The following is an 18,228-nucleotide window of genomic DNA, read 5'->3' as shown; positions in this document are numbered from 1 at the left end:
TGCCGGCTGATGCGTGAACTTATACGGGAGTTCGGCTTTTATCTTGTTCCTTGATCCTGGGGCTTACCTGATCCGAGGATCTGCGCTATCATCTCCCTGGCGGTTGCATCGTTCGGGTCTTTATCAAGCGCCATCCTGAGAATCTCGAGCGCCTCGGTGTTCCTTTTTTCCTGCATTAAGACGTAGGCTAAATTGTAGTAGGACTCCATGAAGCCTGCGTCCGTGTGTATCGACTGCTTGAACGCCATGATAGCCTGACCTGTCTTGCGCTGGTCAGCGTAAACGAATCCCAGGTTGTTGAGTATCATCGCGGCGGCGCGCGGATTGTACCGAACCAAAGCGGAGAGATTGAACCCGTCGAGCAGGATTGACACCGCTTCGTCATTCCTTCCCGTGCGGTGAAGAAGGCTGCCGAGTTTTGCGTATAGCGTGAGGTTCTCGAAGCTTTCCCTTAAGCCTCTCCTGTAGAGCTTCTCCGCTTTTGCGTAGTCCTTGCGGCCTTCGGCTATCCCGCCGAGAAGGGATGAGCATTCCGAGCGCTGGTAGCCTAGAAAGTGCGCGTTTGAAAACATCTCCTCAGCCTTATCGGGGTCCCTCTTGAATGTATAGTAAACGCCCAATTGATAGTAGCAGTACCCTGGATTATAGTTCGACTTTATCGCATCCTTGAATGCATTGGCTCCCTCCTCCTCGAAATTCGACTTGATGCATGCCAGGGCAAAATCCAGCCTGAGCAACTCCTGAGGCACCTTTTGCGGATATTTGTCTACATAGACGAACGTCTCAAACGCTGGCTGGCTCTGACCAAGGTAGTTGTAGCACTTTCCCATCTGGTAGTAAAGCCAGGGGTCTTCTAACCCCGATGAAATGCTTTGCCTGTAAGCGGCAAGGGCGTTTACGTAGTCGGCGCGGAGGTAGTATACGTCGGCTTTTACTACCTGGCCCGTGGAATAAAGGTTCCTTGTTTGCTCCGCGGACAAAGAAAGCGGAAACCTGGCAAGTACGGCAACCAGAGCGGCAAGCTCCAATGTTGCCGAGATGCAAGCGAGCCATGAACGCCGCGCGAACACTCCGGCAAGAAGAAGGAGACCGAGAAAAGGCGTAATAAACCATAAGAATGCGGCCCCGAGAACGAGCGGCGGAAGAACCGCCATGGCAAGCGCGGCCGCTGAACCGATTATCAGAATGAGCGGCGGGATTTTTGTATTCGTTTCGTTCATTGGGCTGCTTCCCCCGTCTGGATACGCTTTGGTTTATGTCTTATTATGAGTTCGCGGACCAGGAAAGAAAGCCACAGTGTAGCAAATACGACTATTGAGAGCTGCCATGGGAAAATACTGAAGGTTCGCTCGGTCGCGAAAAGCGAGTATCCGCAATAGACCAGCATGAAAACGGCCAGTCCGTTGCCAAGGGATGACGGCACGCTCCAGCGTTCGAGACGCAGCGGAGGTACGGCCAGCACCAGCCCGAATACGAGCGAGACGAGCAGTATGAACAGGTTTGCGTACCCCAGACTCCATCCGAGCGCCAGCGTGAGTATGAACATGCCCCACGCCCCGCGCCGGAAGGTTTTCTTATCCTCCTCGGAGTTCTTCTCAGACCAGCTTTGCGAAAGATAAAGCCTTGTAACGGCTGACGCAGCGCCCATAACTAAGAGACCGAAAAGGGCAACGTAGTCGAAAGGGCTTCTCGGAACGCCGGTAAGTATGTCCTTGAGACCGAGCCATGCAAAAAGGAAGCCCGCGCCTGCGGCGACGGCGGCAAGGATTGCGCTGAAAGGGTCTATCGATTTTACAAGCTTTAATGTCTTTTGCTTGTTGTAGAGCAGAAGACCGATGAAGAGAACGATAAGGAAGGGGATTAAGACGATGAGGGCGTATTTGCGCGTTGCGGATGTTATGAGGCCGCCCGTGAAGTATACCGATTTTCCGGTAAGGGGGTCTCCGGGGATATTGGATACGAGCACCTGCGCTCCGCCGGCTATGATTATGGTCGCCGCAAGAATTGCAGGAGTGAGCAGAACGGCTATAATCCTGCGCTTCAGCGAAGGCGTGCGGATCCACGAGTAAACGATTATCAGAATCAACGCGACGAAGACCTCTATTATCATACCGGGGGAGCCTCCGTAAGGGATCTTTGCCGAGTATTCATAGACCATGCGCGGGTTAAAGAGTATCCAGGGCCTCAACATAGACCATATCACCTTTCCGACTATGCTTATATCGGTCGGGTAGGCAAGCCTGAAACCGCCGGGCATAAAGAGGAAATCGATAAACGGCGGTATAAGCACTATGAAGGAGTAGGCCAGGAGTACGCGCGTTATCTTCTTCATATCGTGTCCGGTCGTAAATTTCAGGAGAATGGCTACTATCATGAAGAAATAAAGCCAGGAGAACATGAGATGCAGGAACATCTCCTCGATCCCGAAGAGCGTGATAGAGGAGAGTCCTATGAGGTGAAGGGATTCGAATGCGCCTTCAAAGAGATTGCGCGCGAGTATGTAGCCTGCGGCGATAAGAATGAAGGCGCCGAGGGACATCTTTGATTCCTCGACAGGCTTCACGAAGGTTTTATCTAACCAATTGAAGAACTTCTTCATATGCTGTCTGACTCCTTCCGATTTTATGAATTAAATTTCAAACGAGGACCCGAAGAGTCCTTCAGAATTCAAGGATTGATTATAGATTTACAGAGTCCCATGTCAATAATCGCGGCAGCGACCCGTCTCGGGTCGCCCAGACGTTTGCATAAGCAGCCCGAAAGAAACGCTGTTCTCATATCGCCTCCCGAAAGAAACTGTCGAACGCCTGCGGCCTAAGATACTTCTTTAGTTTTTTAATTGAACGCTCCTTAATCTGGCGTGCGGCTTCGCGGGAGATGCCCAGAAGGTCGCCGATTTCACGAAGATTCAGCTCGGGCTGCGTCGGTCCGAAACTCCAGAACAAAGCCATCACCTCCGACTCAATCAGTTCGAAACCCTCGAACTGATCGGAAAGAATGGCGGGCATGTTTCTCACGACCTTGCTCATTATCTTCAAAACCGCTTTTCTCGAAGCATCATCCGTCTTCTTCAGGAGTTCCGGAAGCATCCCGGACTGCGCTGTCGAGAGCTTGGCGTACTGCCTGAGTCCCTCATCGCCCAGGCTGCGGCGCAGTCTTGAAAGAAGCTTTCTCGATGCAGCGCAGAGTATTTGCTGAATCTGGTCTTTCGGGCGGCCGAATATTTCGGAGATCCTCTTCATGTTGAAGCGGCCCTGGGGCAGAGGGATTCCGAAATGCCTGGTAACGACATACAGCTCCCTGTCCGCAAGGGATTCGTAAAGCGACGAGCGAACGTCTCGCTCTATCTGCTCCTTGCCGGAAAGCTCTGTGGGCAGGGGAGATGTTGTATCCTTTAGAACCTCCTCGAATGTAACCTTCGAGTCGTCAAAGGGCAGGGCGTCAATGGATAGCTCCGCGACACCGCAGTCGAACGCGCATGACACCTCCTCGGGCGAGACCTCGAGCTCGCGGGCGAGCTCTTCAATGGACGGCGTTCTTCCGAACCGCTGAGCGAGTACGCCGTACCTGTCGCGTATCTTCTTGGCAAGATTCCGCATCTTAATGGGCAGCTTTATGAGGTGCCTGGATGCGAGTGCGGTGACTATGTAGTAGCGTATCCACCAGTTTGAATAAGTAGTCAAACGGGTCTTGCGGGCCTCGTCGAACTTCGAGACCGCCTGTATAAGGCCGAGATTTCCTTCGTTTATGAGTTCCGAAAGAGCCAGGCCCCTGTTTTGATACTGCTTTGCGATTGTAACGACCCAGCGCAGATTGTGCACTATCAGCTTATCCCGGGCCTCCATATTGTAGTCTATGAGACCGGCGCTTGACGCCGGGGAATCCGGGGCTATCTCGGTTATGACGAGTCCGGCTTTGATATCTGCAAAAAAGCTTTTTTGAGCCTGGTTCAGCTCTGTGAGTTCAAGCAGCTTCATTCCGAGAATCGGGATTGCCTTGTCGGTATTCGCCATATATGTAGGAATCAAGGCGGGAAGAGAAAGGGTTACTTCCATCCTCTTTCCGCTTCTTTGCACGGCGAGTCTTAAAACGCCTCCGGCGCCTGCCTTTTTTATCGCACGCACGAGGACCGCTCTCGTTTTTGCGGGCTTAGCTTCTACCTCGACTATCAGGTCTCCGAGCTTCGCGCGAATCGCGTATTCCTCTTCCTCCTCGCGCGTTAAGAGCGGATACCGCATTATCTGCTTGAAGTACCTTGATAACGAGCGGTCAGACGCCCATCTGAGCATTGTTTCAACCCCTCCGTTTCATCATTTACATAACTCCTTACTCCTGGCGCATGGTGATGAAGAAGCGCTGTCCGCTGCGGTATACCTGGACAAGCATCACTTCCTTGCCCGATTTCTTTAACTCTTCTGCCGCCTTGGCGAACGAGGAGGCGTCCGTTACCTGGCGGTTGTCTATCTTGAGAATGACGTCGCCCGGCTTTATTCCGGCTCTCTCGGCGGCCGATCCGCTTCGGACGTCAACGACGAGCGCGCCCGAGGAGATTTCAAGATTCTCCATATCGGAGGAGGAGAGCGAACGCACCATTATGCCGAACGGAGCGTCTTCGATGTTGTCTTGCGTGCTCTTCTGGCTGAGTTCCTCTTCGGGATAGGATATGAGCTTGGCTTTAACGCTCATGGTCGAACCGTTGCGCCAGACCTTGAAATCGACCGTCGTCCCTGGAGACATCGCAGCGACACGCTCGCGGAACTCCTCGACCGTTGCGACTTCTTTTCCGTTGAGGGCGAGAATCACGTCGCCGTCGCGTATCCCGGATTTCTCGGCAGGCGTCCCTTGCACAACGTTGCCGACGAGCACGCCGCCCTTTTCCTTGAGACCGAGCCCCTTGCGCATGTCGGACGTGATCTCCTGGGGAAGAATCCCGAGATAACCGCGCTCTACCTTTCCCTTATCTATAAGCTGGGTGGCTACGCTTTTGGCCATGTTGACGGGCACTGCGAAGCCGACGCCCACGTTTCCTCCGTAAGGCGACGTAATTGCTGAGTTTATACCTATCACATCGCCCTTTATGCTGCACAAGGGTCCGCCTGAGTTGCCTGGATTGATTGCAGCGTCGGTCTGGATGAAATTCTGGTAGCGCTGCTGGGAGGGCAGGGGAAGGTTCGTGCGTCCCTTGGCGGAGATGACTCCTACTGTGAGCGTACCCTCCAGTCCGTAAGGATTTCCGATAGCGACTGCCCAGTCTCCGACGCGGATGGAGTCTGAGTTGCCGAGCCTTGCAACGGGCAGCTCTTCTGAGACCTGAATCTTTATTACCGCTATATCGGTCTGCGGGTCCCGGCCTATGAGCTTGACCTGCTTGCCCGCGAATGTCCTGCCGTCGTGCATGGTGACCGTTATATCGTCCGCGCCCTCGACAACGTGGTTGTTGGTTATAATGTAGCCGTCCTGCCTGAAGATGACGCCCGAACCAAGACTCTGCCGAGTCTGTTCGCGGGGAGCATCCGGCATCTCGTCGCCGAAGAAGCGCCTAAAGATGGGATCATCGAAGGGGAAAACGCCGCTGACCTTGACCTTGCGGGTTGTACCAATGTTGACGACAGCCGGGATAACCTCGTCCGCTATCTTCACGAACGGGCTGTCGCCGGCCGCTATGCCTGATAAATTCTGGGGAGGCTGCTCCTGTGCCTGGGCGCGGGGGAATATTCCCAGGACGCCGGCAAGAAGCAGTCCTATTCCGAACGCCGCAACAGCGGCTGAACCGACCATTACTCCTACCCACTTTGGAGATAGTTCCTTCATGTTCTTAAAAACCTCCTTAAATTACATATTCCCGAAAGTTGTTTGCTTCCGAGTCTTTGTTCTTGTCTTGATAACCGGTGGTAAGTGTCTCTCCGGTTTCAAGTCATTAAGACGCAACCTGTATTCAACGGGTTGCCTCAAATAATAATGAGGAGTCCCATTAACCATAACGTGAGGCAATCCTTTTTATGTTTTCCAGTCGGGGGCGTTACAGAACTACCCCCGAATCAATTATCTTCACGCCTGCCCAGGTATCCTCTCACTGATGCGTGATTCAGGAGCGGCTTACGTTCGCCTATTTCTCGCTAAGCAGCTTTTTGACTTCGCCTTCCAGCTCCGATTCCATCCCTTCGGCGAAGCCGGTGTGGTCGGCTGCTATTCTTCCCTTCCTGTCGAGCATGAGCGTTCTCGGAATCCCCTTTACGTCGTAGAGCCTGCCCGTTACGCTCCGGTCGTCAACGAGAACGGTGTAGGTTATTCCGAGTTCCTTTGAGATTGTAGCGAGATTTTCCTTTTTATCAAGCCCTACCCCTAGGATTACGAGTCCGTCGCTCTTATACTTTTCGTAAATCTTTACGAGGTGGGGAATCTCAGCCCTGCACGGCGGGCACCAGGACGCCCAGAAATCGATAAGGACGACCTTGCCCTGGTACTTGGACAGGGTGTGGGCTTTACCGTTCATATCTGCGAGCGTGAAATCCGGAGCAAGTTTTCTTTCCTTCTCCGCATCCCCGGACTGCGAGCCGGACGCGGCATCCGTGACATCGCCCGTGTTTTGAGCGGACTTAGGCTTTCCGTTTACCCCGCATCCTGCGAGTATGACCGCCCCGAGAAGGGAAGCCAGTAAAATGTTGATAAATCTCATGTTTATCCTCTCAATTATTAAGATGTTAACGCGAAGCGAGGTAGTGTTCGACCTCAATCGCTGCCGTTGCACCCGAACCGACTGCCGCGGCAATCTGGCGCGTGGCTCCTGAAACAACGTCGCCTGCGGCCCAAACGCCTTCGATGCTCGTTCTGAGATGTTCATCGGTCTTTATGAAGCCCAATTTATCGAGCTCGAGCGTCTCTTTGAAGGATCCGGTCTCTGGAAGAAGACCTACCCAGATGAATACGCCCGAGCAGGGAATCTTCTCCTCCTCCCCGGACTCCCGCGAACGAATGCGGACGCCCGTCACGCTTTCCGAACCTTCTATTGCTACGACCTCGTGATTGGTGATGAACGAGCCGATGCCTGTGGCAAGAAAACGGTCTACGAGTATGCGCTCGGCCTGTATTGTAGGCAGGAATTCGACTATGGTGATTTTTGATGCGTACTTGGCGAGAAAGACCGATTCCTGCACGCCTGAGTTTCCGGCGCCTACGACAACTATTTCCTTATCCTTGAAGAATGGTCCGTCGCATGTGGCGCAGTAGGAAACACCGCGCCCTGCGAGCTCACGTTCTCCCGGGACCCCTATCTTCTTATGGGTGGTGCCTGTTGCGACTATAACCGCTCTCGCCTTGACGTCCTTTCCGCCTATTTTAAGGAGTTTAGGGCTTGAGGTGAGATCTACAATCCCCGGTTCTCCGTGGAAGACCTCGGCGCCGAATCGTTTAGCCTGAGCTTCCATCGAGCGTCCGAGTTCGGAGCCTTGAACGCCTTCAGGAAATCCGGGGTAGTTCTCAATCAATTCAGTCGCGGTTACAAGACCGCCTGTCACTCCCTTCTCCACGACGAGGGTGGAGAGGCTGGCGCGAGCGGAGTAGATGGCTGCCGTGAGTCCTGTAGGTCCTCCGCCTATTATGACGACGTCGTATGAATCCTTGACGTCAGTTGACTTGGGTGCCTCGACCGAGAACGAAAACTCCATAATGCCTCGCTTATGCGCCCGATACTTTAAGAGCGCTCAGCACATGCTCGACAACGGCCTGGTCAGGCAATGCGCCCTCGAACTGGGTCTTCTCGTTAATTATCGTTTTCGGAACGCCGTACACCGCATAGCGGTTTGCAAGATGAGGGAACTCGACGGATTCTATCATCTCCGCGCGGACGTACCCGGGATTTGCCATTGCAATCTTGTGCGCGGCGCGGACTGCGGCAGGGCAGTAGGGACAGGTCGGAGTCACGAAGACCTTAATGTCCACAGGCGAGGCAACCGATTGTATCTTTGATACGCTCTCGGCATCGAGATCGGATTTTCCGTTCGATACGTCTATTATGTCCGCGAGAAGGGTGGAAAACTCGTAGCCCGAGGGTACGCCGAAAAACCTGATACCGTAATCCTTGTCGCCTTCGCCGAGAAGGATTACGGCAGGCACCTTGTCGACGCCGTAGCTCTTCGCATCCTCGCTTTCTATTGCGAGATTGCGTATATCGAGCGTGAGCTTTTCCGAGAGTGATGCGAGCTCGGTCATTATCTCTTCCGTAGGCTTGCAGTACTCGCATTCAAGATTCTGTGAAAAAAGCAGTATCTTTACTTGACTCGTTAACTTCGCGTTGAATTGTTCAGTGATGTATTTCTTGTCTTCATCTCTAAGAATAGGCATTTATAATCCTCCGGAATATTTATTTCAAGGGTCCCCACGTAAAAACACATAGTGTTTTTACGTGGGATTTTTTTATGCCGAAGGAGGGAGTCGAACCCTCACGGAGCAAGCTCCAACGGATTTTGAGTCCGCCGCGTATGCCAATTCCACCACTTCGGCTATTCAAAACTCAATTGTAGAATAAATTAGTATCGTGTCAAGTTTTTTCTTATTCGTGCTACAATCTCAATGCTTTACTGCGCCCTGCCCGCATCCCGCTCAGGCTTTTCTTTTAATCGAGAAGTATGGGCATCAAGAGATAGAAGCGGACCTGCTCATCTTTTGTGCCCGAACCGTGAATGAGCGCTGCAGAAAGCGCGCCCGTTATGTCGAATACAACGTCTTCCGTCTCGATATGGCGCATTATATCGAGAAGATAGGAGCCATTGTAGGCGACCTCGAAGCTTTCGCCCTTGTAGCTGGCGGTCAACTCCTCGTGCGCCTCCTCTCCCTCTGGAGAGAAGGACGATATCTCAAGAGTCTTCTTTCCTAAAACGAGCTTTATCTGCCGCGTAACCTGGTTAGTGAAGATCATCATCCTGCGGAGAGCGGACGTAAACTCTTCCCGGCTGACAGTGAGAACGTTTTTTATCTCCTTGGGTATGACCTTTTCATAGTCCGGATACGGTCCCTCGATGAGTCTTGAGACGACCTCTGTTGAGTTGAAGGAGAGACCTATCTTCGTGTTGTCCATTGAAACATCTATAGGACCGTCAATCTCCTTGGGGAAGAAGTTGAATATCTTAGTGGGAAGAATCTGCGAGCGCTCCTCTATCTTCGGTACGCTGTTCTTATCCTCGCTCACTGCCATGCGATGGCCGTCGGTGGCGACCATCCTGTTTCGTTCGTTCTTAAGCTCCCAGTAAATGCCTGTCATTGCAGGTCTGTCCTCGCCTTTGGAGACCGCAAACTCGACCGCTTCGAATATTCGCCTCAAATCCTTGCCGTCAACGCTGAATCTTGTTTCCTGAGGCAGCTCAAACATTCTTGGAAACTCCTCGGCGTCGAGGATAGGCATCTTGAATACGCTTCTGCCGGCCTTGACTATTATCTTGTTTTCCTCCCTTGTGAACTCCATCTCGTCGGCGTTGCTTTCTTTGACGATGCCCAGGAGTTTTCTTCCGGGAAGAAGTATCTTTGACTCTTCTTTGGCTTTCAGAACAGTCCATGTCTTGACGTAGATATCAAGATCGGTCGCCAGAAAACTGAGTTTTCCGTGCTCGGTGGAGCAAAGGATGTTTTGAATGATAGGATAGGGTGTACGCGACGGAATGACGGGTACTACCCTTTCGATTAACTCTTCAAGAAGATTTCTTTCAAGTTTAAACCACATCATTCCTCCTCTAATTCAGCAACATTCATAAATTGAATCTTACTCTTGTTGTTGTTGTTGTCAATGTTGAAATAGTGGATTTTATTATAAATAACTTTCATGTGCAACTTACTTTCCTAGAGAATTGTTGAAAAGTTTGTAGAATTCGGGGGATAGATGTTGAAAATATCCTTCTTGCCTGGGCTGCCCACAATAATCGACACATGTTTTTAACAGGTATTTCCACATCGCGGTTCAGCTCCGGTTTATTCTCTGTTCGATTCCGAAGAGCTGGTCTTTGAACTCGGCGTCCTCCTCGGTAAGCCGCCGAACCTTTTCAATGGCGTGAATGACAGTGGTGTGATCCTTGCCGCCGAAGAAGCGGCCTATCTCCTTAAGCGGAAGTCCCAGTATCTTGCGCATGAGGAACATCGCGGACTGTCTTGCAAGCGCAAGATTAGCGGTGCGGCTGCGCGAGAGCATCTCTTCGGTAGAGATATTAAAGGTTCTTGCAACGTGCTTGGCTATTCTTGCAGGCGTGGTCTTAGGCCTGTTCCTCAAAAGCTCGTGAAGGACCTCCTCGGCAAGATTCGTCGTAAGGGAACGTCCTGTCAGCGAGGAGAGCGCAAGAAGCCTTATGAGCGTGCCCTCGAGTTCGCGGATATTGGAGCGAACGCGTGAGGCTATGAAGTATGCGACGTCCTGGGGAAGAACCTGGCCCTCGGTGTCAGCCTTGGAGCGAAGGATCGCTATCCTCGTCTCTATGTCGGGAGGCTGGATATCGACTACAAGACCTCCGGCAAAGCGTGAAGCGAGTCGTTCCTCTAGAGTCGGTATCTCGCGCGGCGGCCGGTCCGATGTCAGCACCACCTGCTTTCCGCCCTCGTACAGGTGATTGAACAGGTGGAAAATCTCCTCCTGGAGAGACTCCTTCCCTCTCAGGAAATGAATGTCGTCTATGAGAAGTATGTCCTTCGAGCGGTAGCGGTTCTTGAACTCCATCCTGGTGTTCTTCTCAACGGCGTCAATGAGTTCTATGAACAGCGTTTCGGCAGGTATGTAGGCCACTGACAGCTTCGGCCTTGTCCTGACGAGATAATTGCCTATCGCCTGCACCAGGTGGGTCTTGCCAAGCCCGACCCCCCCGTAGATGAACAAAGGATTGTAGACATCGGATGGCGCCTCGGCAACTGCCAGGGCAGCGGCGTGGGCAAAACGGTTGTGTTCGCCGACCACGAAGTTCGTGAACGTGTAGCGCTCCTGCAGCCTTGAACCGTCCTGGGCGTAAACGATGCGTCTGCGAACGAACTTCGGCCTTGCCGCACCTGGGTCTACCTTGCGCGCCTGAAAAGCGACCCTTAAGCCGCCCGAGTCGAGATCAGCCAGGGCCTCTGCCAGCGCTTTGCCGTAGTACTCTTCAATCCACTCCACGAAGAACGGATTCGGCACCTCGACAAGTATCGTGTTCTCACGCTTCTCGACGAAGCGCGTCGGTTTGAACCAGGTGTTGAACCCCTCTTCGGGTATTCGCGCCCTGAGCCTTTCCAGTACGTTGTTCCAAAGCGTCGCTTCAGTCACTTGTTCTCCTCCACGGACATCGAAATAAAAAACTTATCCACAAAGTTATCCACACGCATATCAGTCATAAATCACCATTTTTAAAAGCTTGACCCTGGCACTCCCGATGAACGGGACGATTGGGGATAGATGAAATATACTCTTTCTCGGAGCGTTGTCAAGTATATTATTTCTTAATCAGTCCCAGTTGGGCAAGTTTCGCTGCTACTTGAAGTTGTCCGACAGCGATTCCTCCGTCCGTAGACGGCACCAGCTTAGTGGTGTAGAAACGCAGTCCGCGCTCCTGTGCGCCTGCGCCCAGAAACCGCTGCAGCAAGCGGTTCGCCAGCACGCCGCCTGATGCCGCGATGGTGCTTGCGCCCTTCTCCTCTGCGGCCTTAAGCGCCCACAAGACGAGCGCGTCGGCAAAACCCTTGTGGAACCGGGCCGCAATCACGCTCTTGTCCCTTCCCTTCTCTAAATCCGCGAGTATCTCGGAAAGGCACGGCTTCGGGTCAATCAACCGCTCCGGGGTTATATCGAATGGATAGCCCCCCAGGCCATCCTCGAATGCGGAAACCGCCAGCCATTCGAGCGCAACGGCCGCCTGTGCCTCGTACGTTATCTCATCCACCAGGCCGAGGATGCCGGCAACCGTATCGAAGAGCCTGCCAGCGCTCGATGCCCTCACTACTTCCAGCCCTCCTCGCCCTCCTCGCGCTACCCGCGCTACCCGCGCCGTCCGCCCGCCTGCGAGCTGAGCGGACACTATCTCGGCCTCCCTGCCGAAGAGTTCGACTGCCTTGTCGGAGCCGAACAGGTCTGCCACCACGCCTGCGGCCATCCTTCGCGGTCTCCTGATGGCAAGCTCTCCGCCCGCGAGCGCCAGGGGCAAAAGATGACCGAGCCTCTCATATCGTGCGCCTTCGTCTGGGACGTAGAGGAGCTCGCAGCCCCAAATACTGCCTACCCCACTCGGTTCTTCAGACGAAATCACGGCGTTTCTTTGATTGTCAGCATCTGCTCCGCGGTCAATCTCTTTAGCTTGGGTTCCCATAGAAAAGCCTTGCTTTTCTGTGGGTTGCGCTCCGTACCCGGTTCCGTCGAGCGCGAGACCGATGACGGGCTCTGTGAGCGTGTGCTCGAAGATAACGGACGCTATGTGCGCGTGGTGGTGCTGGACTCCCACAAGGGGGATCCCCTTCTCCTGCGAGAAGCGCTCGGCCCAGCGCGTGGAGAGGTAGTCGGGGTGCATGTCGGCCACGACGACGCCGGGCTTAACCCTGAACCATCTCATGTAGGTCTCGAGCGTCTCCTCGAAAAACTCTATCGTTCTGCGGTTCGTCAGCTCGCCTACATGGGGAGAGAGCCAGAGCCTTGAACCCTCAGACAGTGCGAAAGACCCCTTCATCTCGGCGCCCACGGAGAGCATCGGGGGAAACTCGAACGGGGTCCGGAACGGTTGCGGAGCAAACCCTCGCGCCCTGCGCACGAGATAGAAACCATCACCCCAAGCGAATCCTAGAGATTCACTTGGGGACACTATTCCTGACTCAGCCTGGCTCTCTGCCTTCAAGCCCCGGTTGAGAGGCAGAAAGAAACCGACGGAATCGTCTATGCGGTTCTTTATCCTTCTGTTGTGCACGAGTGCCGCGTCGAAGACGCCTGTGAGACGTTCGAAGAGCTCGCGTTCATCCGCTATCAGGGGCTCGTCCCCGCGGTTGGCGCTCGTCGCGACGACTACACCTTTAGCCGTACTCAACGGGTCGACCAAGGTCTGCGTGAACAAGAGGTGATGCAGGGGCGTGTAGGCGAGCATTATTCCGACGCCCGGACTCATGGGCGCTATGGCGTCCTTGAGCTCCTGCGGCATCTGTTCGTTCCACTCAAGGAGCAGTATCGGCGCGGACGATGATTTCAAGACCCTCTCCTCCTCCCAGCTTATGCGGGCGTACGTTCTCGCCGCATCCACATCCCTTGCCATGAGTGCGAGCGCCTTGTGCGGTCTCTTTTTGCGCAGCCGCAGCTCGCGTATCGCCCCGACGCTTGATGCGTCGCAGACCAGGTGGTAGCCTCCAAGCCCTTTTACCGCGACGATTCTACCCCGGGCGATGAGGGCTGCGGTCTCCTCAATAGGGTTCCTGCATGCAACCGCTCTGCCTGAGGAATCGAGCAGCGCCACATCAGGACCGCATACGCTACAGGCGTTGGGCTGCGCATGAAAGCGCCTGTCCAGAGGATTTTCGTACTCGCTGCGGCAGTCCGAACACATCCTGAACTCCTCCATCGTAGTCATGGGTCTGTCGTAGGGAAGGTCCTTGATTATCGTGTATCGTGGACCGCAGTCCGTGCAGTTGGTGAAGGCGTACCCGTATCTGCGGTCGCCCGGGTCAAAAATCTCGCGCCTGCACTCCTCGCATGTTGCAAGGTCTGCCGATACCTCTAGCCCCTGCGAAGCGTTGCCCCGCTCGCTTGCGATAATCTTGAAACCCGCGAATCCCTGTGCGCGTGCCTCCTCGACCACTATCCCCGATATCCTTGATGCAGGAGGCGGCTTGCTCCTCAACGCTTCTATGAACCCCTCAATCCCCGATCTATCACCCTCGAGCGCTATCTCGACGCCCGAAAGGTCGTTCTTAACGAAACCAGCCAGACCGTGTTTTACGGCCTGGCTGTAACAGAATGGTCTGAAGCCTACCCCTTGAACCGCCCCGGTTACCCGTATGCGCACGCAGTACATATCGAGTGCGGGTGTTACGGCGCGCTCGGGCGTTCAGGGGCCGGGCTTAGCCTAACCCCTTTTAGGCTTTTTTGCAGCCGGTTTCTTTGCCGGAGCCTTCTTGGCTTTTGCCGTGCGTTTGGGCTTGGCTTCCGGAGCGGGCGTCTCGGCCTCAAGCTTTTCGGGTATCTCGACCTCTTCGTCCTTTATCTCAAGAAGGTTGCGGTCGTCCTTTTTGCGCACGAGGATGAGGTAGACGAGGGTGTTTCCCGAATACCATATGGCGGACCCGAAACCGAGCACGAAGAGAATCAGGCAGTGGTAGGTTATGGCCAAAAGAATGGTGCCTACGGTAACCGACCAGTTGCCGACTGCACCTACAACGTTCTCGGTGTGGATGAGGCTTGGCAGATTGACCGTTTCCTTTATCCAGCCGAAGGCGTTCTGAACCTGCACCGGCAGCCAGAACAAGACGTTCTGGAGCCAGGCGGGCAGAACGAGTCTTACGTAGTCCGCTGCGCCGTTTATCATGAGGTCGAGCTTGAAGAGCACCTGCGCCGAGCTCTTCGCCGCCGAGACGTTCATGAGTATGCCGACTATCCAGCGGCCCAGCTGCAGAGCCTTCACGCTCGCGAACGCGAGGAACGCCATTCCGACTACGGCGAATATCCCCAGAAGCAGCTGATACCAGATGAGACGCCACGGCTGGTCGTTCACGCACGAGAATACCTCGAACAGGTTATCGAACGCGTCGGACTTGGTGGTGCCTATTACGGCCGGACCTATTGAGAATGTGAATACGAAAACGACCGCGAGGTAGACGATGAAGAGCGATACGGCGAATGCCGGTATCGCAAGCACGCCTACTATTATCTCGCCCGCATAGGGAATGCGGCCTATGAGTCCAAGAAGAAGACCTGCGCACAAAAGCAGGACAATGAAAAGACCGAGCAGGATGGGCGTGGCGATAAGGGCGCCCGCGCTCTTGATTCCCTGCTTCCAGGCCTCCTTGACCTCGTAGAACTCGTCGCCGCGAAGCTGCTCGTACGTGAGCTTCGATATGACTATCCCCGAGATCATCGCAACGAGCACGAGCCACGCAACGCCTACAGCCCACAAGAGCCAGAAGAGCCAGGCGAGTCCTGCCGCAGGACCTATTCCTGCGACCGCATTAGGCATCGGGAAGAGCCTGAAGGTCTCCCAGATGGCGGCAAGCTTGGTTCCTGTGGCAAAGTAGGCAACGTAGCCCATCAGCGAGTAGCCCAGCCAGCCGAACAGAAGACCTACGAATCCGACCCAGATCTTCTTGGCTGAAAAGCCTAGCCTGAAGGCGCGGAACAGGTCTTTATAGTTGAAATGAAGTTTTGTCATCTCTCAAGCCTCCATCGGTTCAATCCATCCTTGAGGGAGGATCTCTCCTCGGATGAAAATTAACATTTCGGTTTACCTAACCCTTGCACACGGGCATTATGTACGCTAACACAAGAACAATAACAATAGCCATAGTGACGAGCGCCGCAATCATAATCAAACGATAAGGGATGCGGTGCTGGCGGCGCGGAAAGAGTGTGCGCCTCACTCAAGCATCTCCTATTGAAGCGCCCGTCGATATGCGACCCTGTGCAGGGGCTTCCATGATTATATCTTACTCCTTTTAGGGGAGTTGTCAAGAGTCTAAGCGGGCATAAAAATCGATGTTACGGATATAAGACCCTTCACGCCTTCACCCAAGATAGTAAATGTTTTTTGGCGTAAAAAGATTTGACATGCGTTTTTTTTCTATAATTATGCTGCCGAGGGCAAGACAGGAACACAGGATTCCTGAGATTATTAACAAACAATCGAAAGTTTAGGAGAAACAATGGGCAGGAATAAAGCCCTAATCCTTGCCGCCGTGGTAGCAGTGCTTGCAACGGCAACAACGGCGCAGGCCTACTACGAGAAGTGGTCAATGCCATGGAACAACGGTTACATCTATTACAACAGCAGGTATTACTATTACATCACCCATCAGACAGCAGGATATACCGTCTGCGTCTCAGGCATGTCAACAGACGCTTTCATAAGCGACTCTACATGGTTCACGATTTGTTTTGCGACCAACGACGGCAGGCCTGGAGACACCCTCTTTCTCGACGATTCGACGTACAGCACGCACAACAATTTTGACGGAACAAAGCAGACAGGTCAGTCTGGCACAAAAGAAGGTTCAGGAACCTGGTGCACTTACTGCACAAATAAGGATTTTTACGTCTGGGGAACCTGGAATACATATGATGATCCCAACAACAATAAATTCGACTACGGTTATACGCCTCCCATTGTGACTGGAGACTGGGCAGTAGTTAACGGAACTGTTTCCGTTTCCGGCGGCGGCACGTTTGCAGGCACCAGCAGGTCGACCTGGTAAGGACTATTCAAGAGAGGAGGCTTCCTCCTCTCTTGACACTTAACTTGATTGAACTAATATAAAACAATGTAGGAGGCTGTATGTTTGTTTTGGGTTTGTTTCTTTTCACAGGTATTCTTGTAGAGCCGTTCAAGATAGCCGAACCTGAGTCGGAACATCACCAGAGGAAGGTAAGCGCTGCAATGGCTCCTGATGGGCGATTTGCAGTGGCGTGGATTGACAGTACAACAATAGGAGCGGATAAGTATTGGTCCAAACAAGATGTTTTTGTCCGTTTCTTTGGAAAGGAAGGTTCACCTTTAACACCGGCTCAAAAGATAATTAAGCTGGCAGATACAACCAGAATGCCCTATGTATCGCTTTGTGTAGACTCCTCAGGGAACTATGTACTTGCTTTGCAGGAATCCCCTGTCCAGTATTCCGACAGCGATTTCGTGCGGATTGGGTTTTTCGACAAGGACGGCAGTATGTTAACCATTCAAACGGCTTTTCTTGCTCCACTGACTTATTTAACTAGATGTCTGGATATATCTTGTAACACTCAAGGGAACTTTGCATTAACCTATGGAGGAGGCAATATCTGGGTAAGGAGATTTCTTGCAGACGGTACGCCTTCAGGCGAAACCTTTTTGGCTCATGCGGACTTTGGAGACTCGATTACCCATTTTAGATATCCGAGCATCGCAATGAACGACACCGGCGACATCGTTGTCAGCTGGCTGAAATATTTACATACTGATAACGCATGGCCGTACTTTCAGGTATTCGACTCAAAGGATTCATCGGCTATACCATGGGAACCAGGCGGCCATCTCTTCTTCGAGGCCGATACCGAGTATACCACTCGGCCTGAGGTTCGCTGGTTGGACAACGACCGCTTCGTGGCGTTCTGGATAGACCATTTTCATACTTGGACCCTTAAGGGCAGGATATTTTCAAAAAAAGGCGCAGAACCACACTCAATACAGAACCTTGTTGAAGACAATACAGGAGACTCCATCTTTGCGGCATGGGCGAATCCCGCAGGCAACTACATGACCGCGGTCAATAGTGAGCGGTACGTTGCAGCATACCCTCGCATACACGTAAGAAAGTCGGACAATGTCATGTGGGTTCACGCGGCAGGTTCGCGCGGCGAGATAGTTGGCGACGAGCCTTTACCTAGTACCGGCGTATTCGAGATCTCGCCGCCATTCGGCCCTGACACGTTGCTGGATGCGAACCCGCAGACCCCGGCTGTGGCGTGCAATGATGACCGCATCGTATGGGTCTACCCTCGGATGGAACCGGACGGCCTATTCAAGGTCTACGCAGTCGTCACGGACTGGAACATGGTCGGCATCTCCGAACCCGTAACACCCGCAACACCCCCTCCCCACGTAACGCACCTCGAGATAGCCAACCCGATAGGAAGTTCGATCACCCTGCGCTACTCCAACTGCCCGAACGGTTTCTCCGCATCCGTCTACGACGCTTCGGGCAGGAAAATCGATGAGCTTTCAACCCCGAACCAATCCGGGGTCCTGGTTTGGGGATCAAGCCAGAGGCCAGGAGTTTATTTTATCGTGCCGCAGGTAGAGAAGGCTAGTCCTTCAAAAGTCGTGCTGGTAAAGTGAAGTTTGCCCTTATCATTTTTGAATTGAAGGCAAACTTCTGAACGACTTTGCGAGAAAGTCGTCGGGGTCCCCAAGAAGGCGCGAAGCGGCTTCCTGGGGTACAGACACCCCCACCCTACCCTCCCCCATCGAGGGGGAGGAAACGGTTTCTCCCTCCCCTGGTGGGAGGGAATTGAAGGGAGGGGGATGGAGAGGCCTCATCGGGCCAAATCCCTCTCCCGAAGGGAGAAGGATA

The 18,228-nt window shown here is 53.4% G+C and carries 12 protein-coding genes and 1 tRNA gene; 2 read left to right on the top strand and 11 right to left on the bottom strand.

Going from position 1 to position 18,228, the window contains the following annotated elements:
- Positions 1 to 38 precede the first annotated feature (38 nt).
- From GX441_04530 to GX441_04480, 11 genes are all read right to left on the bottom strand, one after another.
- The gene (locus GX441_04530; GenBank protein ID NLI97908.1) at positions 39 to 1,220 is read right to left on the bottom strand and encodes a tetratricopeptide repeat protein; all 1,182 of its coding nucleotides are present in this window, start codon (positions 1,218 to 1,220) and stop codon (positions 39 to 41) included.
- On the bottom strand, positions 1,217 to 2,599 hold the full coding sequence (locus tag GX441_04525; protein NLI97907.1) for a hypothetical protein: 1,383 nt from the start codon (positions 2,597 to 2,599) through the stop codon (positions 1,217 to 1,219). Before GX441_04525 ends, GX441_04530 begins: the two co-directional genes overlap by 4 nt.
- A 175-nt stretch (positions 2,600 to 2,774) precedes the next feature.
- Positions 2,775 to 4,289 carry a sigma-70 family RNA polymerase sigma factor gene (locus GX441_04520; protein NLI97906.1) on the bottom strand — a complete coding sequence of 505 codons (1,515 nt, stop codon included), beginning with the start codon at positions 4,287 to 4,289 and terminating at the stop codon, positions 2,775 to 2,777.
- Between the two features lie 37 nt (positions 4,290 to 4,326).
- Positions 4,327 to 5,811 (bottom strand): DegQ family serine endoprotease, encoded by a 1,485-nt coding sequence (locus tag GX441_04515; protein NLI97905.1) that lies wholly within the window; start codon positions 5,809 to 5,811, stop codon positions 4,327 to 4,329.
- 295 nt (positions 5,812 to 6,106) lie between these two features.
- Complete coding sequence (locus GX441_04510; protein NLI97904.1) at positions 6,107 to 6,841, bottom strand: TlpA family protein disulfide reductase; 735 nt, start codon at positions 6,839 to 6,841, stop codon at positions 6,107 to 6,109.
- An 833-nt stretch (positions 6,842 to 7,674) separates the two neighbouring features.
- Complete coding sequence (locus GX441_04505; protein ID NLI97903.1) at positions 7,675 to 8,340, bottom strand: glutaredoxin; 666 nt, start codon at positions 8,338 to 8,340, stop codon at positions 7,675 to 7,677.
- A 75-nt stretch (positions 8,341 to 8,415) separates the two neighbouring features.
- Positions 8,416 to 8,499 (bottom strand) — tRNA-Leu (locus GX441_04500).
- Positions 8,500 to 8,611: 112 nt separating this feature from the next.
- On the bottom strand, positions 8,612 to 9,715 hold the full coding sequence (gene dnaN / locus GX441_04495; GenBank protein ID NLI97902.1) for a DNA polymerase III subunit beta: 1,104 nt from the start codon (positions 9,713 to 9,715) through the stop codon (positions 8,612 to 8,614).
- 231 nt (positions 9,716 to 9,946) lie between these two features.
- Positions 9,947 to 11,269, bottom strand: coding sequence for a chromosomal replication initiator protein DnaA (dnaA, locus tag GX441_04490; GenBank protein NLI97901.1), 1,323 nt, complete (start codon positions 11,267 to 11,269; stop codon positions 9,947 to 9,949).
- Positions 11,270 to 11,435: 166 nt separating this feature from the next.
- Positions 11,436 to 13,979, bottom strand: coding sequence for a carbamoyltransferase HypF (locus GX441_04485; protein ID NLI97900.1), 2,544 nt, complete (start codon positions 13,977 to 13,979; stop codon positions 11,436 to 11,438).
- A 60-nt stretch (positions 13,980 to 14,039) separates the two neighbouring features.
- Positions 14,040 to 15,338, bottom strand: coding sequence for a hypothetical protein (locus tag GX441_04480; protein ID NLI97899.1), 1,299 nt, complete (start codon positions 15,336 to 15,338; stop codon positions 14,040 to 14,042).
- A 490-nt stretch (positions 15,339 to 15,828) separates the two neighbouring features.
- Here GX441_04480 and GX441_04475 point away from each other — a divergent pair, with 490 nt between their 5' ends.
- Both GX441_04475 and GX441_04470 read left to right on the top strand, forming a co-directional pair.
- Positions 15,829 to 16,377: a hypothetical protein gene (locus GX441_04475; GenBank protein ID NLI97898.1), complete on the top strand. Its 549-nt coding sequence runs from the start codon at positions 15,829 to 15,831 to the stop codon at positions 16,375 to 16,377.
- Between the two features lie 80 nt (positions 16,378 to 16,457).
- The gene (locus GX441_04470; protein NLI97897.1) at positions 16,458 to 17,993 is read left to right on the top strand and encodes a T9SS type A sorting domain-containing protein; all 1,536 of its coding nucleotides are present in this window, start codon (positions 16,458 to 16,460) and stop codon (positions 17,991 to 17,993) included.
- Positions 17,994 to 18,228 lie beyond the last annotated feature (235 nt).

It is taken from the genome of bacterium, from assembly GCA_012517375.1.
Taxonomy (GTDB): domain Bacteria; phylum Hydrothermota; class Tepidihabitantia; order B3-TA06; family B3-TA06; genus JAAYVC01.
Note: the sequence above shows the minus strand (reverse complement) of the source record. Positions and strands in the feature narration are given on the sequence as shown.

Excerpts from the sequence above, each read along its gene's own strand:
- GX441_04530 (NLI97908.1), bottom strand. The coding sequence starts at position 1,220 with ATGAACGAAACGAATACAAAAATCCCGCCGCTCATTCTGATAATCGGT.
- GX441_04470 (NLI97897.1), top strand. The coding sequence starts at position 16,458 with ATGTTTGTTTTGGGTTTGTTTCTTTTCACAGGTATTCTTGTAGAGCCG.
- dnaN (NLI97902.1), bottom strand. The coding sequence starts at position 9,715 with ATGATGTGGTTTAAACTTGAAAGAAATCTTCTTGAAGAGTTAATCGAA.
- GX441_04475 (NLI97898.1), top strand. The coding sequence starts at position 15,829 with ATGGGCAGGAATAAAGCCCTAATCCTTGCCGCCGTGGTAGCAGTGCTT.
- GX441_04525 (NLI97907.1), bottom strand. The coding sequence starts at position 2,599 with ATGAAGAAGTTCTTCAATTGGTTAGATAAAACCTTCGTGAAGCCTGTC.
- GX441_04515 (NLI97905.1), bottom strand. The coding sequence starts at position 5,811 with ATGAAGGAACTATCTCCAAAGTGGGTAGGAGTAATGGTCGGTTCAGCC.
- GX441_04480 (NLI97899.1), bottom strand. The coding sequence starts at position 15,338 with ATGACAAAACTTCATTTCAACTATAAAGACCTGTTCCGCGCCTTCAGG.
- GX441_04520 (NLI97906.1), bottom strand. The coding sequence starts at position 4,289 with ATGCTCAGATGGGCGTCTGACCGCTCGTTATCAAGGTACTTCAAGCAG.
- GX441_04510 (NLI97904.1), bottom strand. The coding sequence starts at position 6,841 with ATGAACATCTCAGAACGAGCATCGAAGGCGTTTGGGCCGCAGGCGACG.
- GX441_04505 (NLI97903.1), bottom strand. The coding sequence starts at position 8,340 with ATGCCTATTCTTAGAGATGAAGACAAGAAATACATCACTGAACAATTC.